Below are 25,254 nucleotides of genomic sequence, written 5' to 3'. Positions count from 1 at the left end.
ACAGGCGCGCCACCGGCCCGGCGAAGCCCCACGTCCGGCGCTCTATTTTCGCGACAGCAGACACCCGTTTCCCTGACCCTGACCCGTTTCGACGAGGTCAGTTTCGCGGTGCCGAAACGGGGGGTGGACGGGGCCTCGGGGCGAGAACCTGCCGGTCGATGCCCCCACCTGAAAACCGGGGCCGCCCGAAAACGGGGGCGGGGGGTCGCGAGGGGGGCGGGGGGTCCGGCGGGAGGGGGTCGGTCCTCTGATTTGCAGTCAGAGGTTCCAAGGGCTGCTAGGCCAGCGATAACAGGGGCTTAGGCGTCGTCTGGTGACTTGGGTTCGGTGACTTCGTTCGCCTCGGCCTCGATAACCTGTTGATATTCCAGCAGATCGGGCGGCGTGTCCCACTCCCCTGCCCCGCTGCCGTCGCCCGCCGCCGTGCCGGCCTCCATCGGGATGGCCAGGATGGTGTGGGTCGAGCCCTCGCCCTCCGGGGCCTCCTCCTTCGGCGCGCGCTTCTGGTGGATGTAGGGCAGCAGGTCCGCCCGCTCCCGCTGCATCAGCAGCCACGCCTCTTTGCCCTCGCATCCCAGCATCTGGGCCAGCTTCAGGGCCTTCAGGCCCATGGCCGCCATGATGTCCCCGCCCTGGGCTCTCAGCTCGGCCGCCGTGACCAGGCCGATCTGCGCCGACTGCTGCCCAGGCGTCATCCCGCCATAGACCGCCTCGACGTAGCGCTGGAGGTCGCCCGATCGTTTGTTCCCGGATCCTTTCGGCCGCCCTGGCCCCCGCTTCGGCGCCGGAGCGAGCCCCGGCAACGCAGGGGTATTCATATTTGGACCCTATTTAATTGGGTTCTGGCGGGTTCTTCGCCGGGTTCTATGAATATTCCCGCCGTTATTGGCCTCTCGCAAGGTCAGAACCCATAGAACCGTAGAACCCTATATATCCTCGCCTATGTGCGATCTTGCCGACATTTCATCGCGCATGGGGCCGCGCCGCCCGGTTCTACGGTTCTACGGTTCTCCCGCCGTCGATGTGTTTGAAGTCGCTGGCGAAAGCACAGAACCGTGATCAGAACCACAGAACCGTCTCGACCGGTGTCCCCCGACCCGAGGCGCAGCGCATGTTCTCGCTAACCGGGGCAGGGTCGGGGATGGACCGGACCCTATCTGGAGCGCTCAGGGTGAGGGTCTGGGCGGCCTCAGACAGTCATGCGGAGCCCACGCGCACCGCGCCCAAGCGGGCGCTGCGTGGGCGCTCGGCTAGGCCTCGCTGAAGAGATGCTGCGCATCGCCTGGTCGGCGATGCAGAAAGGCCCGCCAGCTCACGCTGGCAGGCCTTTCCATGTCGCTGGGTCGCTTCGCTCCTAGGCGGCCAGCGCCATCGGCTCAACGTCATCATGCGCCAGCGCCTCGGCCAGCTCGATGAACACGCCCGAGGCCTTCCGATCCAGCCCCTTGTCGCACTTACCCGGCTCCCACAGATGCCTCGGCATCTGGCGCAACACGCCCAGCCAGGGTCCGGGCGCGCCCATGCGTCCAGCCCAGGGCGTCCCCGCGAACAGGGTGTTCAACCCCGGGTGCTTGGCGGGAATGAAGAGGCGGGCGTACTGCCACGTCTGGGGGTTCGGGGCGCCGTGTTGGTCCCTGCCGAAGCTGATCGCCATGCCGAACAGCCTCAGGGTCTCGTCAGGGCTGAAGATCATGTCCAGCGGCCCGGTCTCGCTGTCCCGCCACGACAACAGCGCCGCGCCGACCGACTTGGCGACGCGCGAGTTCCGCAACGTCTCCGGCTGGGCCTCCAGCAGGTGCATGAAGCACCGCCGCCACGTCTTCTCCTTGCCGCTCGTCTCGGTCAGGGTATTCGGCGCCAGCAGCGCCACCCATTCAGCCAACTCGACGTCATCGGGCATCGTGTCCCTCAGCGCGGCGTGATAGCCGGCCGCCAGCGTCCCGAAGGTGTCGCACGCCCGGTCCGAATGCCCGCTGTCCAGCAGCGCGGCCCGAAACGCGTCGATCAGCTTGTCCCAACGCGGCCGGTTGCCCTCGATCTCGAACCACACGACCAGCCGCCGCAACAGCTGCGACCCGATCAGGCTGACCTTCTTGGCGTCCTTCAGCCCCAACGCCGTCATCACGTCGACTGGCTTCACCCCGTCCACGCTGATCGCCTTGACCCGCTCGCGCAGCATCAGCACCGCCATGCGGCTGGCGTCCTGGGCGTCCACGGGCGGCATGGCGATCGACGACATCAGGAAGGAGCTGTTCACGCTGAACTCCTGCCCCACGCCGTCCTTGCCGCCGCGCTGCATCTTGTCCCCGCTATAGGCGACCCGCGCCAGCTCCAGGATCTTGTCCGTGGTCCGCGTATCCTCCTTGGCCTCCATCTCGTCGACCAGGACCGCGACGCTGTCCTGTTTGACCTTCTGATAGATGCCCGCCTGCGTCGTGTTGGACGTGGCCAGCAGCGCCCCGTTCATCAACAGGCGGAACAGCTTCTGCAGCGTGGACTTGCCCGCCCCCTCGGTCCCGGTGACATACGCAACAGGTCGTTGCTCCAGCGCCCCGCCGACCATGGCCGACATGATCCAGCCCAGCGCCAGGCGCGGGTCCAGCTTAGGCCGTTCCCACTCCCAGCTCTCCAGCCCCTGCAAGAGGATGTCGCCGGGGGAGCCCTCGCCCTGGGGCACGCTGCCCCGCGCCGGCCGCCCGATCTTCGGCCGCCCGGGATAGATGTAGCGCCCGTTGGCGCCGGGCGGCTTCCACTTCCCGTCGATCCACACGGCGTCGCCGGCATGGAAGATCAGGCCGCCGTCGTCCCCGCGCCAGGCCCCGCGGCCGCGCACCCGGTCCTCCAGCTCGAACGTGCCCATGTATGCGCAGGCCGCGAACAGGTCGTTCCGCGCCTCGTCCGCCTCCCACCCCTTCACCATCCAGGGATCGCCCTTGCGCTTCGGCGCCGTCAGGCGCGGCCACGCCCATTCGAGATATTTCGGCCGTCCGCTGAACAGGCTGGCGATATTGCCCTTGCCCGCGTTCTCCCCCAGCACCGCCACCTCGCCCAGGGTGTCGAGAAAGAAATACGTCGTCCCCGACAGGGTCGCCAGCTTGCCCAGCGGTGTCACCGGACAGTTCAACGGCAGGCCGGTCTGATACCGGCTGAACCCCATGCGCCATTGCCCAGGCAGGACGTCCTCGACCGATCCGGTCGGCAGCTCGATCTCCATCGGATCGCCGCGCAGGGGGTCGCGCAGCGACATCTCGCGCAACACCTGGGTCAGGGCCGCCTCGTCCTCCTCCTCGAACGAGGGCAGGGACGCAGCGATGGCGGCGAAGGGGTCATCGGTAGTCATGCGTCAACGCCAAACAGGTCGGCCGGTCTGGCCACGGCTGCGCCGGCGCGAGCGCGGGTAGCAGCGGGATTGATCCAAAGGACTTCGGTGCGCGGCGATCCACCCTCAGCCAGCGCCTCCAGTTCGACGACTTCCCAGCCCGACAGCATGTCGGCGTAGATCGGATGGTGGTAGCCGGAGAGGATCACCATCCCGTCGGCGCGCAGAAGGGTCTCGAGCAACGCGACATGGTCGGCGTCGCTCAGTTCATGACGATATCCAGCGGACGGAGCCGCCCGGGTGGTCTTCTCGGATCGGGTCGAATGGACATAAGGCGGATCGACGTACCAAAGGACGCCTCGGCCATCACGCTGTGCGATCAGGTCCAGCGCCGGAAGCTGCTCGATGGAAACCCCGCGAATGCGCTCGATGATACCCTGAAGGGCATCTGGATAGGTCGCCCAGGACTTGGCGGGGTCGCCATGCGCAGCGGGATTGCAAGCCCTGAAACCCGTCGTCCGGTCGATCCGCGTTCCGATGCTGCTGTGGCCCATGAATGACCGGACGATCATGCGCCGGGCCCGTTCGACAGGTTCGTCGGTGTGAACATAGGCGGCTACGAACTCGGATCTCGAGTAAGGCGTCAGGCGAAGCTGATCGGTCAACTTCGCCGCCGGGCCCGGCTGGCGCAACACGCGGAACAGGTTGACCAGGTCATCGTCGAGATCGTTGTAAATCTCGACGCGCGAACGCGGCTTGTGCAGCAGGACGCTTCCGCTCCCGCCAAACGGCTCGCCGTATTGGTCATGGGGCGGGAAGTAGGGCAGCAGCTTGCGAGCGAGCCGGAACTTGCTGCCGAAATATCTCAGCGGAGGCCTCGTCCTCGAACTCACGCCGCCACCCCCATGACCCAGCTGCTGAAGTCGTCCACCCCCGGCGGCGGCGCCACGACGGCGACCGGCCGCCCGCGCGCCTGGGCGCGCCAGTGGGCCTCGACCCGGTCGAAGGCCGCGATGGCCTCCGGCTTTTCCCAGTCGTTGTCGCGCAAAAGCACCACGGCGCTGGCGCAGTCCGGCCACTCCAGCAGCCCCATGAGGCTCAGCGACCCGGCCGCCCAGACGCGGTAGTCCGGCCGCGCCACCGCGACGGGCAGGCACGTCTCGATCCCCTCGCCGATGCCCAGCGGCCCGGTGATCCCCTTCTTCGCCGCCGCCGTCGGCGACAGGCCGCTGGGTCCGGGGCTCAGCCGGATCGCCGCGCCCGAGGCGCGGCCGATCATCGTCTTGTGCCGGCCGTTGGCCTTGCGCGCCGGGTCCGGCCCGCTGCCGTCCGCTTTTAGCCATGTCCGGTGCAGGGCGGTCACCCGCTTGTCGGCCGTCATGGCGCTGACCATCACGTTGCGCCATTCGTGGACCTCGCCCGTCTCCGGATCGACCCAATCCACAGCCGCCGCCCATCTCAGGGCGCCGGGCTGATGCGCCAGCCGCTCCATCGGCACCTTGCGCACCTCGCGCAGATAATGCTCGGCCGGCGTCCCCGCGATCGGCGGAAGGCCCAGCCACAGCCCGAACAGTGCGCGAGATTTCGCATCGGCCAAGGCCTTGGACCGGCTTTCCTCGGCGATCCGCTCACGCTCCCGGCGCTCTCGCGCCTCGACGTCCTCCGAGAGGGTCCGAACCGTCCCCTTGTCCCAGCCCAGCCACTCCAGCGCCCACCAATAGACGTCCATCTTCCCGGCGGGGCGAGGACGGGCCCAGAACTGGATCATGCCGAAGATGTCGCCCTGATCGTTGGAGGCATAGTCCTTCCACGCCCCGATGCGGCCGGGATCGGTCCAGATCACCATGCTGCCGGGCTTGTTGTCCTTCCGGTTCGGGTTCAGCGGATGCAAAAGGCCCTGGCCGTCGGGCTTCCACTTGATGCCAAGGTCCTCAGCCAGATCGCGGACGCGCGACTGAAGCTCCTCCTTCACGCGATCCCAGGGATAGGGGAGAGGGCGACGCTCCATCATTGCACCGGCGCCGTCGACGCTTCCGCCATATCGGCCGCCGTCGCGAAATCGCGACCCAACGTGCCGAGGCTCGGGTCCAGAGCCTCGGCCTCCTGGAACTTCACGGCGAACCGGCGCGCCGCTTCTATCGGCATGGTCAGGTACAGGCCATCGCAGCCGAACCAGACGCGGGGGCCTTTGCCGACCTCGTACATGGCCGCGATCTCGACCTGTCCACCCTGACCGATCCGCTTCCAGATCTGGGCCAGTTTTTTGTCGAACTGCTTTCGGCTCTTGACCTTCGCGCGAGTCACCACTGGCTCAGCTCCTGATCCAGCCGCGCGCGCAACAGCGCGCTCAGCATCTCCAGCTCGGCGTCCAGGGCGGGGTCGTCATCGCGCGCGTCCCCCAGGCCCTCGACGTGGAACCGCACGGTCGATTTATCCAGGCCCGTCGCCGCCGCCATGGCCGTCAGGTTCACGTCCCCCTCGGTCATGGTCAGATAGACCGCCAGCTTGCGCGCCCGCGCCACGACGCGCGGCGGCGTCGCCCGCGACCCGGTCACCGTCGCCACCACGGCCGCCTCGGCCCCGGTGTGTTCGGCCGCGACCGCACAGGCGTGCGGCCAGATCCAGCGCCCAGTCAGCTGGGCGTCCTCGTTCTCGACGATCGACAGGGCCGTGGCCCGCACGTCGGCCTCCGGCCAGGTGGTGCAGGCCTCCAGCGCCCGGCGCCGCCGGTCCACCGACGGCCCCAGCCCCAGCGCCGACCTCAGCGCCGGCTCGTTCGCCTCGGGATAGACGGCCTGAAGCCCGCTCAGGGCCAGAACCCGGAACCGGCCCGAACAGGCCAGCAGGCTCTTCGGCCGCCCCGTCTTGGCCAGCAGCAGCACGGCCTTCAGGTTCCCCGCCCGCACGGCCGCGCTGGCCAGGGCGGTCAGGATGGCGGCGCGCCGGGGCGAGCCGACGCGCGGCGTCACCGGCGGCGATGACGAGACCAGGGCGACCATGCTCACGCCTGCCTCCCGACGCTGTCGGTCCAGTGGCGCACCAGGCCGTCGTCCTCGCTGACGACCTCGTCTTCGTCGTCGGGTTCCCGATCGGTCGCCGCCGCCTCGGCCGCGTCCAGCAGGTCGATGCTCGCCTGGATCAGCTGTTTCAGCAGCGCCCGGGGCACGGGGATCACGGCGCGGCTCATTTCAGGTCCGCCCGATCCATCCATGCCGGACGCGGCTCATCGCCCGACGTCGGACCCAGCCCATCCAGAATGTCCCCCGCCGCATCGGCCAGACCGGCCAGCCGCGCCTTCAGGGCGAAGCGCACCACGGGGTCCGGCTCGGCCGCGAAGCCGCGCGCCATCATCAGAAAGGCCCGGAAACAGGCGCTGGGCAGAGGCCTCAGGTCCGGCATGCGCCAGCTCTCGGCCCCCGACAGCGCCTTCTTCAGCGCCTTGGCCAGGCCCGCGCTCTCCGGCGCCTTGGCCGCCTCGTGCGCCGCCTGCGCCACCTGTCGCCACAGCACCCGTTCGGCGCTGGTCATGTTGGGGTTGTGGCTCATGGCGCCACCTCGACCATGGGCAGGGCGTCACGCAGGATTGCCTTGATCCGGTCAGCCAGGACCTCCCAGACCGCGACGCCCTTGGCCCGACGCGAGCAGCGCGCCTCTTCCAGTTCGTCCTCGAGGTCGATCACGTCGAATGCCGCAAACAGAGCCTCGCCACCGTCTCGCCAACGCTCGTTCGACGCCAGCGCCGCACAGACGGCCTTGATGATGTCGGCGGCCAGAAGGCCCGGGCGGTTGTTGCTCGTTTCGGTCACGCACATCATGGCCGTGACCAGTGCGTCGTGGCCGAACGACTTCAGCGCCTCCTTCACCGCGCCGAGCGCAAGGGTTTCGCCCGGCTTCAGCGATGGCAGGGCGACCGGGTATCGAAGGATGGCGACGCCCGCCGCGTCGCATGCCGCCTTGATCGCCAGCGCGTCAGCATCTCCGGCCATCAGGGCGGCGTGCTGCACAGCCAGCTTGTGCATCCGCGTGACCTGACCATTGACGGCCTTGAACGCGGCGGCCTGTTCGATCTCGTCGGCGATAATCACTTGAGCGGGCACGCTCTCCAGGCCGCGCAACGCCGCCGCCGTCGCTCGGTGCTGGCCGTCGATGACAGCGAACTTGCCACCCTCGACAGGTGCGACGATCAGCGGCGCGAACTTCGACCAGCTGAAACGCTCGGCGATCTCGCGGACATTCCGATGTCCGGCGCCGTAGATCGGCCGCTGATAGCGGTCGTCCACGACCAGGTCGGCGATCTTCAGCCACTGAAGCATCGGGGCGGGGCCGGGTTTGAAACCGCTCTCCGGTGCCTTCAGGTCGCCGGTTGCGATGGGACGATGATCGGTCATGCCGCTTCTCCCTGATACGCGCCGCAAAAGTGGACGCGGCAGGGCCAGTTGTGGGCGCAGGCCGTGCCTGCGACGGGCAACTGATAGACGCCTAGGTTCCGGGGCTCGGCTCGCGGAGCCTCGGCTCGCAGGCGCGGCGGTGCCTGACGGACTGGTGATGCCAGAAGGTCTTCCCCGCGATTGCGAGCAGCTAGGTCCTCCGCATTGTCTTTCGCAGTTCCGCCGACCAGATGGCCCGGATTGCAGCATGGACGGTTATGGCAGAGGTGCCTGACCATCCGCCTCGCAGCCGCCCCCTCCCAGCGACCAGTCGCCACATAGTGGGCAACCTGATGCGCGCCTGCACTTCTTGACCGACCGTCCAGCCTGATCTGGGTCTGGCCATATCCGGCAGGACTGAGCGGTCCAACCCACGGCCAGCACGCGTCTGGCCCGCCCGACCGATCAACCCGATCATGCCAAGTGGCGGCGATCTCGATGACCACGGCTCTCATGCCGCAATCTCCCGAAGAGAAGCTGCGGCCGCCCAGATTTCCTGGGCTTCCATTTCGATACCGGCGGCCCGGCATCCGACGAGGATGGCGGGAATATGCTGGGGCGGGACCGGGCTATCAGCCGGACGACGATCCACCCACTTGTAGACGGCGCTCTCGCTCACCCCGCACCAGACAGCGACCCGCGCCAGCCCGATATCGAACAACCTTTGCTGCGCCCTAGATCGCCTCTGGCGGTTCCGAGACATTTGACATAACCTCCAGACATAATGTCTAGCGCCATGCCTCATGTGATTTGCGCACCGCGTCAACGACCCCGTTTGGACTATGTGTCCAATGGGCGGATGGGCATTGCAGACACCACTAAGAGCAGCGACCCCGAGATCCGGGCTCTCGCGGAGGCGATGGACGCCAAGGGCTTCAAGAAGTCCGAGCTGGGCCGGCTTTTGGGCATCGACGCCTCACAGGTGACCCGCATCTTCGACGACCGGCGCCGCATCCAGCGGCACGAGTGGCGAAAGGTCGAGAGCTGGCTGGGGCAGGAAATCTCCCGTGCCGGGGAAACTTCTGAAATCTCCATCCTCCCGGGGATGGTGCCCCTATATGGCTGGGCAGGGGCGGCGAGCGACGATCATTTGACGTTAGCGCAGCAGACGTTGCTTGGTGCGGTGCCACGCCATCCAAATCAGGCGAACATCATTGGCGCTTACGCCCTGAAGGTTGCTGGCGACAGCATGGTCCCGCGGTACGAGCCCGGCGAAACTATTTACATCGCGCCTAACCAGTGGCCATCAAGGGATCAGGACTGCGTTCTGGTTACGAAGGATGACTACGGCTACCTCAAGCGGTACGTTGGTCGCGACGCGAAAACCGTGACGCTTACTCAGTTCAACCCGCCGCGCGACTGGTCCTTCGAGAAGGACAACGTTGCCGCCGTCCACGCGGTGGTCGGACGCGGCTAAAGGCTACCGCTGACCTGCTGGGCCTGGACGACGCTGCTTCGGCAGCTTGTGGTTCAGCCACGCCTTCTTCAACCCGAAGATCGCGGCGGCAATCCCGCCATGCACAAACAGCGCGACGATCCCTGCTGGGATCAGCTCATCCGCAGTGACCCCAGGCGTCAGCCCGACGGTGACGACGCCTCCCAGGACCGTCACGGCGACGACCCACAGGGCCACCTGCCACCAACGCCCGAGCATCAACACGCCCAACAATAGAATCCACATCGCCCCACCTCCTCAGGTGGAGCGTAACAGCGGCATGTTCGATCTGCTTTAGCCAAAATGTCTTGACATAACGTCTAGACAGGGTGGATATCCGTGTACCAACCACGGATAGCCAACCATGACCACCCCTCAACTCGCCGCCCCTCCGCCGCCGGTCGTCAGCGATGACGCCACGGTCGGGCGCGTGTCCGATCTGCTGATCGCGCTGGAGCGGGGCGACCCCCGCCGGGTCAGCCTGCGCCCCATCGCCGACCTCCAGCAGGTCTCGGCGACCGAGGCCTGCATCTTCGCCACCGTCTTCATCGACGCCGGCGACGGCCGGGGCGCGAACCCCTTCGCCCTGCACGAGGTGCGGCTGGCCGCCCAGTGCCTGGCCGAGGACCCGCCCTTCCCCGTCTCCCCCGATCTCGCCTCCCGCCTGACGGAGGCCGCCCTGGCCGCCGCCACGGCGGCCAACCTTCTGCAACGGAGCCTGAACTGATGCCTGTTTCCTTCGACGTGTCCGATGAGGATGCGGGCCTGATCTCGACCATCGTCGATCGGGCCGAAGAACTCTGCCTTGCCCAGGGCGAGACGCTCGACCGCCTGTCCACCACCATGGACCTGACGGCATGTCACGCGAACGGCTGCCCGCTGGACCTGACCAAGCTGGCCAAGGCGGACAACTTCAACCTCACCCACGACGTGTTCGGCATCGCCCGTCACCTCGACCGGACAACGGGCCGCCTGCGCGACTTCTTCGACCCGCGCTGTTCCCTCCCCGAAGCTCAGCGGGACGCCGCCTGATGGCCACCTATACCCTTCCCGCCGCCACGATCGCGACCGCGATCAACGAAGGCCGCCGCTACATTCTACTGGCCCTGCCGCGCGAAGCGGACAGCCGCAGGCCCCACGCCCACGTGGGTCACCGGCTCCAGCTGGCGACGGCCGCGCGGGGCGGGACCAACCCGCGCACGCGCAAGACCTTCCCCGAGATGCAGTGCGTCTTCTCCGGGGTCGTCACCTTCTCCGCCGACGGCGTTGTGCGCGTCCTGAGCCAGCAGTTTGACAACGCGTCCGGCCGTCTGGGCGACCGGGGTGCCGGGGTCGCCCGCATGCTGGCCGCCGCCGAACAGGCCTCGGCCGGTGACCGCGCGCAGCCGGCGCACGGCTTCGCGATCGCCGCCGGCTTCTCCAACTATGCCCAGCTGTGGAACAGTCTGCGCAAGAACGACGGCGAGATCATCGCCCGGCACGTCATCGCCTGGGGTGCGCCCCAATGAGCCTGTCGCACACCCTGACGGCCATCCAGCCGCCCAGCCCGACCCTTGCGGACATCGAACGGGCGCGAAACCTCTTCGATCAGCGCAAGCCGAACCGCCGCGACCTCGCCAAGCTGCGCACCCTCGCCAAGGTGAAGGAGGCGGCCCGCTTCCTGTTCGTCAACGTCGGCTATGAGGCGACGACGATCCGCGACTTGGCCGCCCGCATCGGCATGTCCACGGGTGCGGTCTTCTCCGCCTTCCCGGAGGGCAAGGATCAGATCTGGGCCGAGGTCATGGCCTGCCCGCCGCCCTCGATGGCGCTGGCGGAGGAGGTCGCCCTGATGCAGGCCCTGCGCCCCGACTGGGTCTGGCTGATCCGCTGGACCGGGACCGAGCATCTCGCCGAGACCCACGGCCCCCGCTACAGCCCGTTCAAGGTCGACGGCCCCAAGCTGCACGTCGGCCGCGCCGCCTCCCCGGCCGAAGCCCTGCGCCAGGCCCGCATCGACGCCGAACGCCACGACGGCCGGAGGGCGCAATGACGGCCGCCCACGTCACCGTCCTCAACGTCAACCTCGCTGTGCTGCAGGGCGGGGAGGAGAAGCCGGTTCAGATCGCCGGAGCCTTCGACCGCATCACCACGCCGGAAGCCTGCACGGCCGCCGGACGGGCCATCGGTGACATGATCGCCGACAACCTGTCGCGCCGCCTTCAGCACGGACAGGTGCTGGCATGAGGAAGATGCCACAAGAGATCGTCGAGGCGCTTCAGCCCTTCGACAAGGGTTGGGTCGCCCGACCGGCTTTTCCTATGGACTATGCGCCGAAGGACGGCCGGCTGCTTCGCCTTCTGGTGAACTACGAGGAGCCCGAAGCCCAGCATCCGTTGGAAGACGAGCTGGAAACTTGGACCATCGGCCACAACAACCTCGGCAATACCGGCGAAGATCGCTGGGAGTTCGCCGGCTGGTGCTGGTCGCACGACCACTTCACCCAAGGCTCGGGGAGCGTCGTGGGATGGCTTCCCTATGAGGCCAGCCTGCTCTTCTACATTTCGAAAAGCCCTGACGAGGTAATCGAACAGTGCGCCGCAGCGGCCGAGATGCAGGATCGCACCGGTTACGAATGGGTGCGGGATAGCCTCTGGGACAACATTCTAAAGCGCGCCGGAGCCGCCGTCCGCGCACTGAAGGGACCGTCTTCATGACTATGTTCGCTCTCAGCCACACGCCACTGACCTTCACCCCGCCCGCGCCTTCGGCTCACTACACCGGCCGCCAGGCCGCCGACCGCGTCGGCCTCAGCTATGAGCGGTTCCGCAAGGTGCGCGAGCGCTGGACCGCCGACCGCGACTTCCCGGCCGAGATCAACGAACCGGGCGAACCGGTCCGCTATCTGGCCGAGGCCGTCGAACGCTGGCTGGTCCGCCGCACCCAGCGCGTCCACGCCCTGCGCCCGGTCGAGCCCGAGCCCCGCATCGTCCCGCCCGCCGTCGGCCGCGACGGCCGCGCCTCCCTCCGCGCCATCAAGGGGAAAGCCTCATGCTGACCTTCCTCGGCCGCCGCCCGGCGTCGCGCCCCCGCCTGCTGTCCGAACGCGGTCAGGGCGTCGCCCTGTTGCTGCTGGCGCTGGCGGCCATCTTCCTCCTGATCGTCACCGCCAAGGGGCATCCGTGATGCTGGCCGCGCTCTTCCACACCTTGGTGCTGCGTCTGACGCGGCGGGAGCGACTGCTATGACCGACGCCGCTTATGTCGCCGAGACCCGCAAATCCTTGCGCCGTGCGCTCTTCCGCCGCTTCAAGGTCATGGGCATGGGGCAGGATCAGGTGATCCAGGCCGTCGCAAAGGTCGAAGCTTCGACCCTGGCCGCCGTCAATCTCGCTGACCTCGCGGCCGTGGCCGCATCGGCCGGACAGGTCGCGGCGGCGCTTCAGGTCGCCAATCCGACGGACCCGGCGCTGGCCAGCTTCGTCGCCGTGCGCGACAACACGGGGTCCGCGATCCAGGACCTCGCCACCTTCATCCCCTGAGGCCCGTCCATGGCCCGCAAAACCGCCCCGCCCAAACGCCGCCAGCGTCAGCACGGCGTCCTCCCCGTCGGCTTCGACTGGCGGAACGGACGCCCACGCTGGCTCCCGTCTCCAACGCGCCGCGCCCAGGGCTGGCGGCCCGTCGATTTCTCGACCCGCGACCGCAAGGGCGTCCAGACCTGGTTGCCCAAGGGTGAGGCCATCACCCGCGCCGAGGCCATCAACGCCGCCGTCGCCGCCTGGACCCTGAAGGGCACGCCGGTCCCCGCCGACATGGCCGCCTTCGCCCCGGCGGGGTCCGTCGACGGCTCGGCCCTGACGCCGGCGCAGAGGATCGACCGCCGCGCCATCGGCGCCCTGATCGACGAATGGCTGAAGACGCCCAAGTTCACGCTCGATCGCGGCAAGGGCGGCCTCGCAGCCACCACGGTCGCCGACTACAAGTCAAAGATCCACGTCTTCCAGATCGCCTGTGTCGAGACCGAGGACCAGGCGGCGCTGGACGCCTTCCGCGCCCTGCCGATCGAGACCCTGTGCGCACCGGGCGAGGATGAGGACGAGGATTTCCCGGTCGAGCAGGCCTATCAGTGGCTGCTCCAGCATCGCGGACACAACATGGCCCATGGCGTGCTTCAGGTCGCCTCGGTCTTCTTCGGCTGGCTCAAGCTCAAGAAGCGGATCGCCGCCTTCGCCATCAATCCCGTCGCCCTGGTCGACCGCACCCCGCCCGACGGCCGCATCCGCGTCGGCACGCCCGAGGAGATGGCCGCCCTGGTCGCCTCGGCCGAGGCGCTGGGCCACCACAGCATCGGCGACGCCGTCCTGCTGGCGCTGGACCTGGGCTGGTCGCTCAAGGACATCCTCGGCCTCGACAAGCGCCGCTTGGTCAAGCTGCCCGACGACACCGGAGCGCCCCGCTGGCACGTCGCCCGCGTCAGCCGCGCCAAGACAGGCGTCGCCTCGTCCGAGATACCCTTGCTCGACATCGGCGCGGCGGCCGTCGACCGCATCATCGCCCGCCACGCCGCCCTGAAGGTGTCGCCCACCCGCCTGATCGTCAGGGAGGACACCCCGCGCAACCGCTCGGGCGTCTGGACCAACCGGGCCTTCAACGACGCCTGGCGCGAGGTCCGCGACCACGCCGCCGTCGCGGCCCCGTCGCTCCTCACCGGCGACGGCGACGAGGGTTCGGACTTCAACGGCCCGTTCGATTTCATGGACACCCGCGACACCTTCATCACCCTCGCCAGATCGGCCGGGCTGGAGGCGGCCGAGGTCTGCAAGCGCAGCCTGCACAAGGACGAAGCCCACGTCCTGCGCCTCTGGGCCAAGCACTACGGCACCGGCAACGCCGCGGTCGGCCGCTCCGGCGCCCGCAAGATGAGCGCGCACCTGGAGGCCTCGGGCTGGGTCAAGGCGCTGGTTTCGGTCTAGGCTGCCTTCACAACACTGGAGCCGCACCCATGACCTTCACCGTCGCCGACGCTCGCGCCATGCTGAAAGAGGCTTCCGAGGTCCACGGCAATCCGGAACGGCTCTGGGTCATGAACCTGCGCGACTTCGACGCACTCAAGGCGGACAGCGCCCGAAACGACGCCAGCCTGTCGTTTGACCTGCACGGTGAGGACGCTCCCCGTCTGCTGACGATCGAGGTCTATATCGACGACGCTCAGCCAGAGCCGGCGCTGCTGCATGGAGCGGACGTGGCGACTTTCCTCGACACCCGTGGCCGCTCTATCCCGCCCGGCCATCCGGCTTGGTGACTTCACCGCCCAACCGCGCCCTGTCCGGCCCCGGCGAGACCGGCCCGAAACCGCTCTGATCCCGCCGCTACTGACCCGGCCGATTTAGGCCCTCGTCCTTTTAATCAGAGGGTCCTCGGTTCGAGCCCGAGAGGACGTACCATCGTTTCTCCGCCATCGACGGCGTGAGAAAAGCCTCATGCGCTTCCCTTGGGTGAACTCGACCGGGCTCCCTGCCGGCGCTAGCAAGCGACAATGAAACCTCTTTCCGGCGTGCGCATCATCGAGTTCGACGGCCTGGGTCCGGTGACCTTTGCCGGCATGGTCCTGGCCGATCTGGGGGCCGATGTGCTGCGCCTCAGCCGCGCCGACGGGGCCGGCGTCTTCGGCGATGTCGGCAGCGCCGTCATGCACCGGGCCCGCAACGCCGTACCTGTCGACCTGAAGTCCCCCGCCGACCGGGACCGGGTCCTCGACCTGATCGCGAGCGCCGACGCCGTCATTGAAGGCTTCCGCCCGGGCGTTCTCGAACGCCTCGGTCTCGGGCCGGAGGACTGCGCCCCCCGCAACCCGAAACTGGTCTTCGGCCGCGTCACCGGCTGGGGGCAGACGGGACCTCTGGCCCAGACAGTAGGCCACGACATCAACTACATCGGCCTGACCGGCGCGCTTCACGCCATGGGGGAGGCTGGTCGCCCGCCCGTCCCGCCGCTGAACCTGGTCGGCGACTACGGCGGCGGCGCCATGCTGCTGGTCGCCGGCGTGTTGGCCGCCATCATCGAGGCCCGCTCCACCGGCAAGGGCCGCGTCGTCGACGCCGCGATGACCGACGGCACGGCGCTCCTGTCCGCCCTGTTCTTCTCGATGACGGCCAGCGGCCACTGGTCGGGCGAACGCGGCTCGAACCTGCTGGACGGCGCAGCGCCCTTCTATCGCTGCTACGCCTGCGCCGACGGCCGGTTCGTCGCCGTCGGGGCCCTGGAACCCCGCTTCTACGCCGCCCTGCTCGCCGGTCTCGACCTCGATCCAGTCGATGCCGCGCAATTCCCGGTCAGCCAATGGCCCGCGCTGGAAGCGACGTTCACGGAACTCTTCGCCGGCCGCACCCGCGATGACTGGGCCGCGCATTTCGCCGGGACCGAAGCCTGCGTCACCCCTGTCCTGACCTTCGCCGAGGCGGCCGACCATCCGCACAATGCCGCTCGACAGACCCTTGCCGGCGCGCCGCTCCAGCCGTCGCCGGCTCCCCGTTTCGACGGGCAGATCGCTCCGATCGGACCGGCGGGGTCTCTCACTCTGGAGGAAGCGGTTTCTCGCTGGGCCTAGGCGACTCGGATTTCCGCTTCGTCGATCGGCTCGGCGCAGGCCTCGGCCAGGGTCGCGGCCAGCAACGCCGGATCGATCGGCTTGGTCAGGAAAGCGTGCACACCCGTCGCATCCCAGGCGGCCCGGTGCACGTCCATGGCGTTGGCGGTCAGGGCGATCAGCGGGGTGCTCCGGTTGAGGCCCCCGGCCCGGATCTGGGCCGACGCTTCCAGCCCGTCCATGACCGGCATCTGCATGTCCATCAGGATGGCGTCGAACCGCTGGGCCTTCGCCGCCTCGACAGCCTCGGCCCCGTTTTCGACCAGCAGAACCGTGCACCCATGCGGTTCCAGCAGCAGCGAAAGGATGCGCCGGTTCACGGCGTGATCATCAGCGGCGAGGATGACCTTACCCTGCAACCCGACCTGCGGCGCCGTTCGACGCCGGGTCTCGGCCGCCGGCCTTGCTACAGGCTCCATCGGCAGGCTCAGCACGAAGGTCGAACCCTCGTCCTCGACGCTCTCGGCGGTCAGGCGCCCCCTCATGATCTCTGCCAGCCGCCGGCTGATCGCCAGACCCAGGCCGGTGCCCCCGTATTTTCGCGTCGTGCCCGCGTCGACCTGTTCGAAGCTGTCGAAGATCCCCGCAAGCCGGTCCGCCGGAATACCGACGCCCGTATCGGCCACCGCAATGATCAAGCGATTGTCTTCCGCCCGCCAATCGACGGACACGGTGATCGCGCCTTGATCCGTGAACTTCACCGCATTCGACAACAGGTTGAACAGCATCTGTTGCAGACGCAGCGGATCGGTTCGCACGCAATCGGGCACACCGGGCTCGATCTCGATCTTCAGCCGGACGCCGTTGGCCTCGGCCTTCGGCCCCCAAAGCCGACCGAGCGAGCCCAGCTTTTCGCGAAGGTCCATCACCGAGGATTCGAGGGTCATCTTGCCCGCCTCGATCTTCGAGAGGTCGAGCACATCGTTCAAAAGGCCAACCAGCACGTCGCCGCCGTCCAGAAGCATCGACACATGCTCGCGCTGCTCTCGATCCAATCGCGTCCGGCGCAGCAGGTTCGCCGCCGAGATGACGGCGTTCATGGGCGTGCGGATTTCGTGACTGATGACGGCGAGGAACTCCGACTTGGCCGCACTGGCGACCTCAGCCTTCTGGCGTTCCCGCCGGGCCTCGGCGTTGGCAGTCTGCAAAGCCGCGGTGGTCATTGAGCTCTGCCGCACGGCGACCACCAGGTGCATCATGTAAAGAACCCCGCCCAGCGAGATCAGCATTTCTTCCGGCTTGCCGTCGACGATTGCGCCGACGACGGGCATGCCGAGGAAATACAGGCTGTGCGGGATGACCGCCGCGAACAGCAGCGGCCGTACATGGTGCATGTGCAAGCTGACGTGCAGCAGGCCGCCGGCCACCTGCACCATGGCGAACAACCGCCCCGCGTCTCCGCCGGCCGCCCAAAGATAGGCGGCAATGCCGGAATAGACGATCACATTGACCGAAGCCGTGGCGCATAAGGCTATCTTGTAACCCGTGGACGGCTCAGCGTCGGGGCGCTTGCGCAGTGGCTTGAACACGATCCAGTCCAACGCCTGCGTCGCCACGACGGCGCCAAACCACACGGCCGGCCAGACCGTATGCGTCAGGAACCACGCCGTCACGGCGATGAACGCCGCCAGACCGATCCGCGTCCTCAGTTCGCGGAACCGCACCTGGGCGATCATGGCATAGCCGTTCGCCGTCATTCCTGAGCCCTCTCCCGTTAAGCTGAGTGTCGCGCCAATAGACGAAGGATTGGTTGCCAGAACGCTGTTGATCCAGCGTGACCGGGACCGTGGGAAGAGCTATGGAACAGGCCTGTTCACGGCGCGTTTTCACGCCGCACTCCGGGGGAGATTTGAAATGAAGCGTTTGATGTTGCTCGCGGCTCTGGGTTCCGGTCTGGCTGTCGCCGGCTGTGAAGATCCCGTGTCCCAGCAGGCCGAAACCGCACCGCCGCCGATCGAGGCGCCCGTTGCACCCGCGGCGACCGATCAGGGCGTGGCTGCCGCAGACACCACGGCTCCGACCGACACGCCACCCAACTCGACCCTGCCGTCCGAAGAGCGCTCCTCGGAAGAGACGGTCAAGCCAGAGAGCGAGACCCTGTTCTATTGATCGGCCGCAAGGTCGTCCCGATTCGCTGATTGAGGGGGGCCTCTGGCGAGCCTGGTCCGATCCGGAACAGGTCGCCGATCAGGGTTGCATATTGACGTTGAGGTCCTCTCCCTTCCGCCGCATCTCCGCCGCGCTCGTCGCGGCGGTGTCAGGCCTGGGCGCAGTCAGCGTAGCGGGAGCGGCGTCCGCTGACCCGCGCGCCCAGATCCGCGGCGACCTCGACGCCGACCTGCGCACTGCCCTGGTTCGCGCCATCGGCGAGACCGAAGGGCCGCCCACCAACGGCTTCGACGCCCGCCGACGGGCCCGCGCCGCCATGGCCTCGGCCGAGGCCCTGTTGCGATCCGAAGGCTACTACCAGCCCATCCTGGCGGACGTGGTCGAGGGCGAGGACAGCCCGATCGCGATCGTCGAGATCACGCCCGGCCCGCGCTTCCTGCTTGCGGATCCAGCGATCCGGTGGGTTGGGCCCGAACCGGAACCCGAGGTCATCCGAACGGCCCAGGCCGAGATCGGACTGCAGCCCGGCGATCCGGGTCGCGCCGCTGACGTCATCGCAGGGGAGGGCCGGATCATCGCCAGCCTGACGCGTGAAGGCTATCCCGATGCCGCGACCGAGCCGCGCCGCGTGGTCGTGGATCATGCAACGCTGACTGTCGCCCCGACCTTCAACATCAACCCCGGCCCTCTGGTTCGCCTCGACGGTGTCCGGGTCGATACCCGGGGCCCTACCAATCCGGACTGGGTCATGGGCCTGGCCCCCTGGAACGAAGGTCAGCGCTACGATCCTGAACTGGTGGCCGAGCTGGAGCGCCGACTGCTTGAGACCGGCGTCTATGACGGGGTGGCGGTGGCCCTGACTGCAGCGGACCAGACCACGCCGGACGGCAACCGCCCGGTCGTCATCACCCTGACCGACCGGCCGCGTCGGATCCTGGAGGCTGGAGCCACCTTCTCGACCGCCGATGGTTCAGGCGTGAACGGACTCTGGACCTGGTACAACCGTTTCGGCCGCGCCGACACCCTGCGGTTCGAGGCGCGTCTCGCTACGATCGACAGCCGCATCGGCGCGGACCTCAGCCTGCCGCACTGGCGGACGCCGGGCGAGACCCTGGCGCTGTCGGCCGCCGTGGTGAACGAGGACACCGACGCCTATCGCCGGACCGCCGCCGTCCTGTCCGCCGACCTGCGCCAGCGGATCGGCAAGACGTCGTACTACAGCTACGGCGTCGGTCTGGACGCCGGCCGGTATAGCGAGAACCGGTTCGACCCGGTCACACAGGCGCCGATCAGCTTCGATCGCGATCTCGCTATCCTGACCGGCCGGGGCAGCGCCTATGTCGATCAATCCAACGACCCGCTGAATCCGACCACCGGCTGGCGGATGACCCTGAATGTCCAGCCGACAGCCGTGGCGGGCGAGGACACCATCTTGTTCCTGCGCACGGAGGCCCAGGCCACGGCCTATATGCCCGTGCAGGACAACGCCCGCACGGTGCTGGCCGGCCGCATGCGACTGGGTTCGATCATCGGCGGCAGCGAGCTCAGCGTCCCCTCGGATCGGCTGTTCTACTCCGGAGGCGGCGGCTCGGTGCGCGGCTACGAGTACCAGGGCGTCGGTCCGCGCCTTCCCGACAACACGCCGCGGGGCGGCATCTCCCTGTTCGAGGTCTCGGCCGAGGTCCGTCACGATATCGGCAAGGGCTTCGGCGTCGTCGGCTTCGTGGATGCCGGGGCGATCGGTTTCGCCGAGACACCCGACTTCTCGAACCTGCGCTACGCGGTCGGCATCGGCGCCCGTTATAATCTCTCCTTCGGCCCGATCCGCGCCGATATCGCTTTCCCGCTGGACAAGCGCGAGGGCGACGCAGGCTTCCAGGTTTACGTCAGCATCGGTCAGGCGTTTTGACCGATCCGACCCCCAAGCCCGCCCGGCGCATGCCAACGGGTCGGAAGAAGAAGCCGGTGACAACCGGAGTGTCCGAAGCGATCGCCGCCCAAATCGACACGCCCGCCAAGGCGGAGAAACGGCGTCGCACCCGGCTTCAGGCGGCTGCCTTCTTCGGCGGTTTCGCCCTTGTGGGCCTGCTGATCCTGGCCCTGATCCTGGCCGTCGGCGGCCGGATGTATCTGGTGTCCGGGCCGGGCCGCGACCTGGTCACCAGCTTTGTCGCCGGCAAGAAAATCAGCCGCTATGGCCGCATCAACGTCGAAGGCCTGCAGGGCGATCTGTTCGACGACTTCACCCTGCGTCGCGTGACGATTACCGACGAGAAGGGCGTGTGGCTCGAGGCTCGCGACGTCCGGGTGGACTGGAGCTACTGGCCGCTGATCGCCCGTCGCTTCCACGCCACGGAGATCACAGCGAAGTCGATCCGGGTCATCCGGCGCCCCGAACTCGACCCGCCGGACGGCAGGCCGCCGCAGCCGATGCCGATCAGTATCGACATCGACAGGTTCACGGCCGACGTCGAACTGCTTGAAGGGTTCTCGCAGGAGTATGGCCGCTGGCGTCTGACGGGCGACGCCATGGTTCCCCGCACTGGAGACAAGGGCGCGAACATCGCCGCCTACAGCCTGAACCGGCCGGGCGACTTCCTGCGCATCGCCGCCACCCTGGGCGCCAAGCCCGAGGATCTGCGCCTGAACCTGCGCGCCAGCGAGGCCCAGGGCGGACCTCTGGCGGGATCGCTGGGGTACTCGCCGGACCAACCCTTCTTTGCCTCGGCCCTCGTCAACGGCGAGATCGTCAACGCCACGGTGCAGACTGGCGATTTCACGCCCCTGACCGTTCGCGGCCGCTATGGTCCCCAGGGCTCGCGGATCTCGGGCTATTTCGACTTCAGCGGATCGGATCTGCTTGAGCCTTTCGTCGAACGCATCGGTCGCACCGCTCGGTTCGGCTTCGCCTCGGCGCCCGATGCGGACGACGACAGGGTTCAGGGCATGGCCTGGCAACTGACCTCGGAAAACCTGCAGTCGAGCGCGCGGGGCATGATCCGCCTCGACGACCGTACCGTGCCAGACGGGGTCGCTCTGACTGTCTCGACCGGGTCGGTCACCCGGCTCGTCGGAGCGACCAGCGGCGGGGCGGCGACCTATACCGGCGTGTTCAAGGGCGATGCCGCGCGCTGGACACTGGACGGAGATGTCCGTCTCGCGAACGCCGACCTCGCCAGCTACGCAGCCCAGACGATCGAGGGGCCGCTCGACATTTCCGCCGGCAATGGCCGCATCGGTTTGACCGGCGACCTGTCTGTCGCCGGCGGACGTAGCCAGGGGATCGTCGGAGCCCTGCTCGGCGCCACGCCGCGCCTGTCGTTCGAGGCGGCCCGTCTCGCCGACGGCGCCATCCTGCTGCAGAAGGTCGACCTGCGCGGTCAGGCCCTGACCGTGACCGGATCGGGCGGTCGCGGACTGACCGGCGGGCTGGGCTTCCGGGGCCGGGCCGATATCACCGACGTCAGCCGTATCCGCACCGGGGCGCGAGGAACCTTCGGCGGTCCGATCCAGGCCTCCTCGGCCCGCAGCGGCGCGCCCTGGGTTCTGACCTTCGACGGTCGCGGAGGGCGCCTGACCACGGGCATGGCGGAACTGGATCGGCTGCTGGGCGCGACGCCCCGGCTGCAGTTCGCGGGCGGGCTCGACGACGGCCGGATCGCCGTCGAACAGGGCGTCCTGACCGGCGCGGCCGGCACGGCCTCGGCGAGGGGCCTGATCGAGCCAGAGGGCCGGCTGCGCCTGGCCCTGAACTGGAATGCGCAGGGTCCGTTCGGCGTGGGGCCCGTCGCCGTCGACGGAGCGATGACGGGCGACGGCGCCCTGACCGGCACCCTGGCCGAGCCGCGTATCGACCTGACCGCCGCCTTCGACAGCATCGCCGCAGGCCCCCTCAAGCTGACCGACGCCGATCTGGTGTTGAGTTTCCGCAAGGGTGCGGACGCCTCGGACGGCCGGATCGTCATGACAGCCGGGTCGAACTACGGACCAGCGAAGGCGACGGGGAACTTCTTCCTCGGCGGTAATCGTATCCGCCTGACCGAGGTCGATCTGAATGCCGGGGGCGTGACGGCGCAGGGCGCGATCGCCCTTGCCAACAACACGCCGTCGAGCGCCGACCTGACGTTCACGGCCCGTCCCGGCGCCTTCCTCGCCTCGGGCACCGCTGACGGTCGCATTCGCCTGACCGAGGGGGCGGGCGATGACACTGCCATCCTCGACGTGACCGGCTCCAACGTTCGCCTCGCCGGTTCGACCTATGTGATCCGTTCGCTGGAGCTGGACGGGCGAGGCACGCTCGACCGCCTGCCCTTCACCCTGAAGGCCGACGTCGGCGGAGGAACGCCCCTCTCCTTCGACGGGTCTGGCGTGTATTCGCGGCAGGGCGAGGCGCAGAGCGTCACGCTGAGCGGGTCAGGCAGGGTGCGCGATGTCGCCTTCTCGACGCGCAATCCCGCCGTCGTCGCCCTGGCCGGAGAGGGCCGCGTGGCCCGGGTCGACCTGTCGATCGGAGGCGGCGTCCTGCTCGGCGAACTGCGTCAGGACACCGACGCAGCCTTGATCCAGGCCGACCTGACGAGCGTCGAGCTGGGCTCCATTTCGCCCGATCTGAGGGGCCGGGTCACTGGGCGGATTTCCCTGCGCGGCTCCGGAGACGACCTGTCGGGATCGGCGAACGTCAACCTGGCCCAGCTGCGCAGCGTGGATGCGCCCCGGGGTCTGTCCGTGGACGGCTCCGTCAATGCGACCCTGGTCAATGACACCCTGCGGATCCAGGCCAGTGCGGCCGGGACCGACGCGGTCCGCGCCACGGCCGACGTCACCCTGCCGGTCGAGTCCTCGGCCGCGCCCCTGCGTCTGGCGATTGCGAGGACTCGCACCATGTCCGGCCAGGTCGAGGTGCAGGGCCAGATTCAGCCGATCTGGGACGTCTTCTTCGGGGGCGAACGCACCCTGGCCGGTCAGGTCGACGGCTCGGCGACCCTGGGCGGAACCCTGGCGGCGCCGCTGATCAATGGACGTCTGAACCTGCAGAATGGCCGCTTCCGCGACAACGGCATAGGCCTGACCCTCGACGCCGTCACCCTGGCCAGCCGGTTCGACGACACGACCGCCCTGGTCCAGACCTTCACGGCCACCGACGGCGCCGGCGGAACGGTCTCCGGCGCCGGCCGGATCGGTCTGAAGGAAGGCTCCGGGTCCAACTTCGAACTGACCCTGACCCGCTTCAAGATCATCGACAACGAGATCGCCGAGGGCCGGGCGTCGGGTCCGCTGACCGTCGTCCGGGCCGCGGACGGCAAGATTACCCTGGCGGGCGAGATCAACATCGACGAGGCCCGGATCGAGGCCAACCCGCCGGGTTCGAGCGGCATCGTCGGCATGGATGTGGTCGAGATCAACCGCCCCGGCGGCGATCCGGTCGAGGCCGACGACGGTCCCAGCCGTGGTCCCCAGATCGGCATGGACATCCGGCTGCGGTCGCGCGGCGGCAACGTCAGCGTCGAGGGTCGGGGCCTCAACGTCCTGCTCAACCTCAACGCCCAGGTCCGCGGCACGATCGCCCAGCCGGTGCTGACCGGCGGCGCCGCGGTCGTGCGCGGCGACTATGAGTTCGCCGGCAAGCGTTTCGTCTTCGACGACCGGGGCTCGGTCTCCCTGTCCACGGACCCGAACCGCATCCGGCTGAACCTGTCGGCGGTGCGCGAGGATCCGGCTCTGACGGCCACCATCCGGGTCACCGGCACGGCGGCGCGGCCGGAAATCCTGCTGACCTCGGCCCCTGCCCTGCCCCAGGACGAGATCCTGTCGCAGGTCCTGTTCGGCCGGTCGGCGTCGCAGCTGTCGCCGTTCGAGGCGGCCCAGCTGGCGGCGGGGGTCGCGTCGCTGGCGGGCGGCGGCGGGTTCGATGTGATCGGGAATCTGCGCGAACTCGCCGGGCTGGACCGGCTGTCGTTCGGCGGGGAGGCCTCGGCCCTCACGGTGGCGGGCGGCCGCTACATCACCGACGACGTCTATCTGGAGATCATCGGCGGCGGCGAAGGCGGGGCGGCGGTCAACGTCGAATGGCAGGTGCGCAGGAACCTGGCCATCAGCTCCGAATTCGGCGGACAGGGCGACGCGACCCTGTCGATCCGCTGGCGCCGCCAGTCCCGCGTCCCGGGAACCGGAGCGCAGGACCGACGGCCCAACAGTTCAGCGGACGCGAATTAGCGCGACTGCTCCATCTGGATTCGGTCGAGCTGTTTGATGCCCTTCAGGCCGGTGACGTGCAGGATGAACTGGATGATCATGATGACCACCGACAGGGCCACTTGCCACATCGGGGTGGCGGGCATGCCCGGAGCCATATCGGCCATCAGCGGCGCCGCGAGGCTGGACACCACGCCGAACGCGATCAGCACCATGAAGAGGATGGCGATGAACTTTCCGGGGTTGCGCCACTGGACAACGCCCAGGATGAGCTGGATCACGACCAGGCCAGCGCCCATCCACAGACCGACCTGAAGCGCAGCCTGGCTCGCTGCTGCGGCGGCGGGATCGTTCTGAGACGCTGCGGCCACCGCGTCCTGCATTGCGGCCGGGTTGGCGAAGGTCCAGGCCAGGCCGATCAGGCCGACGACCACGCCGATGAAGATCGAGATCGCGCTGGCCTTGGCTGCGCGTTCGGCGTCCGCCTCCGTGGTGATCGGGCTCGCGGGGTTCATCGCCTTCAGCCAGTTGCTCATGTGTCTTTCCTCCAAAATGACAAGCACGTTTTACATGATGCCGGCGGAGTGCGCAATATCATGATGGGCTTCCCCCTCCCCGGAGGGGGAGGGAGCGTGCCGGACACAGGTCATCGCTCTTCCGCTGTGAACGGGTCGGGGAAGCGGCGGAGCCATGGGCGATCTCGCCCGGGACCGTGGCTGACGCCGTCGCCGACGCCAGCCTGTGTGTTTAGAGTTTCGGCGTGGTCGCCTTGGCTCCGCTCGACCGGTTTTCGCAAGCTGTGCGGTGAGGGAAGCTCTTGCGCCGGGAGCGACGGAGCCTCTTCCCCGCCGCCTTGGTGTCACCCGGTTCGTCCCGATTCCGCGTCTTAAGCCCACGACGGGCGACGGCGCCCAGAGCGCCGCCGGGCCCGGGGCTTTTCCCTTGCCCCGGCATTCGCTTCGCGAGCCAGATCGTTGGCTCGCTCCACGACTACCCGCGATCGACCCCGCCGCACGTCCGGGTCCTGGGCCCAGGACGCCTTCCCCTCGCGACGGGACGGGAGAAGTGTACGCGCGGTTTGGAGGGCGCCTGCGATAAAGGCCCTAAATAATCCCGGACATTGAAATCGTTGGGGTCCTGGGGGG

General features: G+C 68.3%; 29 protein-coding genes. 16 read left to right on the top strand and 13 right to left on the bottom strand.

The genetic code is table 11. The features are described from left to right. Positions 1-299 precede the first annotated feature (299 nt). The 10 genes from RMO01_RS06345 to RMO01_RS18085 form a co-directional block, all read right to left on the bottom strand. Complete coding sequence (locus RMO01_RS06345) at positions 300-818, bottom strand: hypothetical protein (RefSeq protein ID WP_309628198.1); 519 nt, start codon at positions 816-818, stop codon at positions 300-302. 536 nt (positions 819-1,354) lie between these two features. Continuing rightward, positions 1,355-3,340 carry a hypothetical protein gene (locus RMO01_RS06340; protein ID WP_309628197.1) on the bottom strand — a complete coding sequence of 662 codons (1,986 nt, stop codon included), beginning with the start codon at positions 3,338-3,340 and terminating at the stop codon, positions 1,355-1,357. Continuing rightward, entirely contained in the window at positions 3,337-4,212 is an 876-nt protein-coding gene (locus tag RMO01_RS06335; protein WP_309628196.1) for a DNA adenine methylase, read from the bottom strand. Before RMO01_RS06335 ends, RMO01_RS06340 begins: the two co-directional genes overlap by 4 nt. Further along, a complete protein-coding gene (locus RMO01_RS06330) occupies positions 4,209-5,327 on the bottom strand; it encodes a toprim domain-containing protein (protein WP_309628195.1) in 1,119 nt (372 codons plus the stop codon). The genes RMO01_RS06335 and RMO01_RS06330 overlap by 4 nt, the downstream gene beginning before the upstream one ends. Further along, positions 5,327-5,626, bottom strand: a complete 300-nt coding sequence (locus tag RMO01_RS06325; protein WP_309628194.1) for a hypothetical protein — start codon at positions 5,624-5,626, stop codon at positions 5,327-5,329. Before RMO01_RS06325 ends, RMO01_RS06330 begins: the two co-directional genes overlap by 1 nt. Further along, positions 5,620-6,324: a hypothetical protein gene (locus RMO01_RS06320; protein WP_309628193.1), complete on the bottom strand. Its 705-nt coding sequence runs from the start codon at positions 6,322-6,324 to the stop codon at positions 5,620-5,622. The genes RMO01_RS06325 and RMO01_RS06320 overlap by 7 nt, the downstream gene beginning before the upstream one ends. After that, positions 6,321-6,506, bottom strand: coding sequence for a hypothetical protein (locus RMO01_RS06315; protein WP_309628192.1), 186 nt, complete (start codon positions 6,504-6,506; stop codon positions 6,321-6,323). Before RMO01_RS06315 ends, RMO01_RS06320 begins: the two co-directional genes overlap by 4 nt. Continuing rightward, positions 6,503-6,865 carry a hypothetical protein gene (locus RMO01_RS06310; RefSeq protein ID WP_309628191.1) on the bottom strand — a complete coding sequence of 121 codons (363 nt, stop codon included), beginning with the start codon at positions 6,863-6,865 and terminating at the stop codon, positions 6,503-6,505. Before RMO01_RS06310 ends, RMO01_RS06315 begins: the two co-directional genes overlap by 4 nt. Continuing rightward, positions 6,862-7,707, bottom strand: a complete 846-nt coding sequence (locus RMO01_RS06305) for a ParB N-terminal domain-containing protein (RefSeq protein WP_309628190.1) — start codon at positions 7,705-7,707, stop codon at positions 6,862-6,864. The genes RMO01_RS06310 and RMO01_RS06305 overlap by 4 nt, the downstream gene beginning before the upstream one ends. Further along, positions 7,704-8,201 (bottom strand): HNH endonuclease, encoded by a 498-nt coding sequence (locus RMO01_RS18085; protein ID WP_409013054.1) that lies wholly within the window; start codon positions 8,199-8,201, stop codon positions 7,704-7,706. Before RMO01_RS18085 ends, RMO01_RS06305 begins: the two co-directional genes overlap by 4 nt. Before the next feature lie 329 nt (positions 8,202-8,530). Between RMO01_RS18085 and RMO01_RS06300 the strand changes: the two genes are divergently transcribed. Further along, on the top strand, positions 8,531-9,163 hold the full coding sequence (locus RMO01_RS06300) for a S24 family peptidase (RefSeq protein ID WP_309628224.1): 633 nt from the start codon (positions 8,531-8,533) through the stop codon (positions 9,161-9,163). Between the two features lie 3 nt (positions 9,164-9,166). Here the strand turns inward: RMO01_RS06300 and RMO01_RS06295 are convergent, their stop codons facing one another. Then, positions 9,167-9,427: a hypothetical protein gene (locus RMO01_RS06295; protein ID WP_309628189.1), complete on the bottom strand. Its 261-nt coding sequence runs from the start codon at positions 9,425-9,427 to the stop codon at positions 9,167-9,169. Between the two features lie 118 nt (positions 9,428-9,545). Between RMO01_RS06295 and RMO01_RS06290 the strand changes: the two genes are divergently transcribed. The 12 genes from RMO01_RS06290 to RMO01_RS06235 all read left to right on the top strand — a co-directional run bounded on the left by RMO01_RS06290 (position 9,546) and on the right by RMO01_RS06235 (position 15,769). Continuing rightward, the gene (locus RMO01_RS06290) at positions 9,546-9,908 is read left to right on the top strand and encodes a hypothetical protein (protein ID WP_309628188.1); all 363 of its coding nucleotides are present in this window, start codon (positions 9,546-9,548) and stop codon (positions 9,906-9,908) included. Next, positions 9,908-10,213 carry a hypothetical protein gene (locus RMO01_RS06285; RefSeq protein ID WP_309628187.1) on the top strand — a complete coding sequence of 102 codons (306 nt, stop codon included), beginning with the start codon at positions 9,908-9,910 and terminating at the stop codon, positions 10,211-10,213. Before RMO01_RS06290 ends, RMO01_RS06285 begins: the two co-directional genes overlap by 1 nt. Next, a complete protein-coding gene (locus RMO01_RS06280) occupies positions 10,213-10,689 on the top strand; it encodes a hypothetical protein (protein ID WP_309628186.1) in 477 nt (158 codons plus the stop codon). The genes RMO01_RS06285 and RMO01_RS06280 overlap by 1 nt, the downstream gene beginning before the upstream one ends. Further along, positions 10,686-11,213 carry a helix-turn-helix domain-containing protein gene (locus RMO01_RS06275; protein WP_309628185.1) on the top strand — a complete coding sequence of 176 codons (528 nt, stop codon included), beginning with the start codon at positions 10,686-10,688 and terminating at the stop codon, positions 11,211-11,213. The genes RMO01_RS06280 and RMO01_RS06275 overlap by 4 nt, the downstream gene beginning before the upstream one ends. Then, positions 11,210-11,407: a hypothetical protein gene (locus tag RMO01_RS06270; RefSeq protein ID WP_309628184.1), complete on the top strand. Its 198-nt coding sequence runs from the start codon at positions 11,210-11,212 to the stop codon at positions 11,405-11,407. Before RMO01_RS06275 ends, RMO01_RS06270 begins: the two co-directional genes overlap by 4 nt. After that, complete coding sequence (locus RMO01_RS06265) at positions 11,404-11,877, top strand: hypothetical protein (protein ID WP_309628183.1); 474 nt, start codon at positions 11,404-11,406, stop codon at positions 11,875-11,877. Before RMO01_RS06270 ends, RMO01_RS06265 begins: the two co-directional genes overlap by 4 nt. Next, complete coding sequence (locus RMO01_RS06260) at positions 11,874-12,218, top strand: hypothetical protein (RefSeq protein ID WP_309628182.1); 345 nt, start codon at positions 11,874-11,876, stop codon at positions 12,216-12,218. The genes RMO01_RS06265 and RMO01_RS06260 overlap by 4 nt, the downstream gene beginning before the upstream one ends. Continuing rightward, entirely contained in the window at positions 12,212-12,346 is a 135-nt protein-coding gene (locus tag RMO01_RS06255) for a hypothetical protein (RefSeq protein WP_309628181.1), read from the top strand. Before RMO01_RS06260 ends, RMO01_RS06255 begins: the two co-directional genes overlap by 7 nt. Positions 12,347-12,404: 58 nt before the next feature. After that, a complete protein-coding gene (locus tag RMO01_RS06250) occupies positions 12,405-12,701 on the top strand; it encodes a hypothetical protein (protein ID WP_309628180.1) in 297 nt (98 codons plus the stop codon). 9 nt (positions 12,702-12,710) lie between these two features. Continuing rightward, entirely contained in the window at positions 12,711-14,135 is a 1,425-nt protein-coding gene (locus RMO01_RS06245; RefSeq protein ID WP_309628179.1) for a hypothetical protein, read from the top strand. 29 nt (positions 14,136-14,164) lie between these two features. Next, positions 14,165-14,464 (top strand): hypothetical protein, encoded by a 300-nt coding sequence (locus RMO01_RS06240; protein WP_309628178.1) that lies wholly within the window; start codon positions 14,165-14,167, stop codon positions 14,462-14,464. Between the two features lie 234 nt (positions 14,465-14,698). Continuing rightward, positions 14,699-15,769, top strand: a complete 1,071-nt coding sequence (locus tag RMO01_RS06235) for a CaiB/BaiF CoA-transferase family protein (RefSeq protein ID WP_309628177.1) — start codon at positions 14,699-14,701, stop codon at positions 15,767-15,769. Here the strand turns inward: RMO01_RS06235 and RMO01_RS06230 are convergent. Continuing rightward, a complete protein-coding gene (locus tag RMO01_RS06230) occupies positions 15,766-17,505 on the bottom strand; it encodes an ATP-binding protein (protein ID WP_309628176.1) in 1,740 nt (579 codons plus the stop codon). The genes RMO01_RS06235 and RMO01_RS06230 overlap by 4 nt on opposite strands. A 157-nt stretch (positions 17,506-17,662) precedes the next feature. Between RMO01_RS06230 and RMO01_RS06225 the strand changes: the two genes are divergently transcribed. The 3 genes from RMO01_RS06225 (at position 17,663) to RMO01_RS06215 (ending at position 24,130) form a co-directional block, all read left to right on the top strand. Continuing rightward, positions 17,663-17,917: a hypothetical protein gene (locus RMO01_RS06225; protein WP_309628175.1), complete on the top strand. Its 255-nt coding sequence runs from the start codon at positions 17,663-17,665 to the stop codon at positions 17,915-17,917. Between the two features lie 97 nt (positions 17,918-18,014). Next, positions 18,015-19,826 carry an autotransporter assembly complex family protein gene (locus RMO01_RS06220; RefSeq protein WP_309628174.1) on the top strand — a complete coding sequence of 604 codons (1,812 nt, stop codon included), beginning with the start codon at positions 18,015-18,017 and terminating at the stop codon, positions 19,824-19,826. Positions 19,827-19,882: 56 nt separating this feature from the next. Next, complete coding sequence (locus RMO01_RS06215) at positions 19,883-24,130, top strand: translocation/assembly module TamB domain-containing protein (protein ID WP_309628173.1); 4,248 nt, start codon at positions 19,883-19,885, stop codon at positions 24,128-24,130. Here RMO01_RS06215 and RMO01_RS06210 read toward each other — a convergent pair. Then, positions 24,127-24,645 (bottom strand): hypothetical protein, encoded by a 519-nt coding sequence (locus RMO01_RS06210; protein ID WP_309628172.1) that lies wholly within the window; start codon positions 24,643-24,645, stop codon positions 24,127-24,129. The two genes, RMO01_RS06215 and RMO01_RS06210, sit on opposite strands and share 4 nt — an antisense overlap. Positions 24,646-25,254: the final 609 nt, after the last annotated feature.

It is taken from the genome of Brevundimonas sp., from assembly GCF_031412435.1.
Lineage (GTDB): Bacteria > Pseudomonadota > Alphaproteobacteria > Caulobacterales > Caulobacteraceae > Brevundimonas.
Note: the sequence above shows the minus strand (reverse complement) of the source record. Positions and strands in the feature narration are given on the sequence as shown.

Bases quoted from the DNA above. Each gene is read 5' to 3' on its own strand.
- RMO01_RS06345 (WP_309628198.1), bottom strand. From the start codon at position 818: ATGAATACCCCTGCGTTGCCGGGGCTCGCTCCGGCGCCGAAGCGGGGG.
- RMO01_RS06340 (WP_309628197.1), bottom strand. From the start codon at position 3,340: ATGACTACCGATGACCCCTTCGCCGCCATCGCTGCGTCCCTGCCCTCG.
- RMO01_RS06330 (WP_309628195.1), bottom strand. From the start codon at position 5,327: ATGGAGCGTCGCCCTCTCCCCTATCCCTGGGATCGCGTGAAGGAGGAG.
- RMO01_RS06315 (WP_309628192.1), bottom strand. From the start codon at position 6,506: ATGAGCCGCGCCGTGATCCCCGTGCCCCGGGCGCTGCTGAAACAGCTG.
- RMO01_RS06310 (WP_309628191.1), bottom strand. From the start codon at position 6,865: ATGAGCCACAACCCCAACATGACCAGCGCCGAACGGGTGCTGTGGCGA.
- RMO01_RS06305 (WP_309628190.1), bottom strand. From the start codon at position 7,707: ATGACCGATCATCGTCCCATCGCAACCGGCGACCTGAAGGCACCGGAG.
- RMO01_RS18085 (WP_409013054.1), bottom strand. From the start codon at position 8,201: ATGAGAGCCGTGGTCATCGAGATCGCCGCCACTTGGCATGATCGGGTT.
- RMO01_RS06295 (WP_309628189.1), bottom strand. From the start codon at position 9,427: ATGTGGATTCTATTGTTGGGCGTGTTGATGCTCGGGCGTTGGTGGCAG.
- RMO01_RS06290 (WP_309628188.1), top strand. From the start codon at position 9,546: ATGACCACCCCTCAACTCGCCGCCCCTCCGCCGCCGGTCGTCAGCGAT.
- RMO01_RS06285 (WP_309628187.1), top strand. From the start codon at position 9,908: ATGCCTGTTTCCTTCGACGTGTCCGATGAGGATGCGGGCCTGATCTCG.
- RMO01_RS06280 (WP_309628186.1), top strand. From the start codon at position 10,213: ATGGCCACCTATACCCTTCCCGCCGCCACGATCGCGACCGCGATCAAC.
- RMO01_RS06275 (WP_309628185.1), top strand. From the start codon at position 10,686: ATGAGCCTGTCGCACACCCTGACGGCCATCCAGCCGCCCAGCCCGACC.
- RMO01_RS06270 (WP_309628184.1), top strand. From the start codon at position 11,210: ATGACGGCCGCCCACGTCACCGTCCTCAACGTCAACCTCGCTGTGCTG.
- RMO01_RS06265 (WP_309628183.1), top strand. From the start codon at position 11,404: ATGAGGAAGATGCCACAAGAGATCGTCGAGGCGCTTCAGCCCTTCGAC.
- RMO01_RS06260 (WP_309628182.1), top strand. From the start codon at position 11,874: ATGACTATGTTCGCTCTCAGCCACACGCCACTGACCTTCACCCCGCCC.
- RMO01_RS06255 (WP_309628181.1), top strand. From the start codon at position 12,212: ATGCTGACCTTCCTCGGCCGCCGCCCGGCGTCGCGCCCCCGCCTGCTG.
- RMO01_RS06250 (WP_309628180.1), top strand. From the start codon at position 12,405: ATGACCGACGCCGCTTATGTCGCCGAGACCCGCAAATCCTTGCGCCGT.
- RMO01_RS06245 (WP_309628179.1), top strand. From the start codon at position 12,711: ATGGCCCGCAAAACCGCCCCGCCCAAACGCCGCCAGCGTCAGCACGGC.
- RMO01_RS06240 (WP_309628178.1), top strand. From the start codon at position 14,165: ATGACCTTCACCGTCGCCGACGCTCGCGCCATGCTGAAAGAGGCTTCC.
- RMO01_RS06235 (WP_309628177.1), top strand. From the start codon at position 14,699: ATGAAACCTCTTTCCGGCGTGCGCATCATCGAGTTCGACGGCCTGGGT.
- RMO01_RS06230 (WP_309628176.1), bottom strand. From the start codon at position 17,505: ATGACGGCGAACGGCTATGCCATGATCGCCCAGGTGCGGTTCCGCGAA.
- RMO01_RS06225 (WP_309628175.1), top strand. From the start codon at position 17,663: ATGAAGCGTTTGATGTTGCTCGCGGCTCTGGGTTCCGGTCTGGCTGTC.
- RMO01_RS06210 (WP_309628172.1), bottom strand. From the start codon at position 24,645: ATGAGCAACTGGCTGAAGGCGATGAACCCCGCGAGCCCGATCACCACG.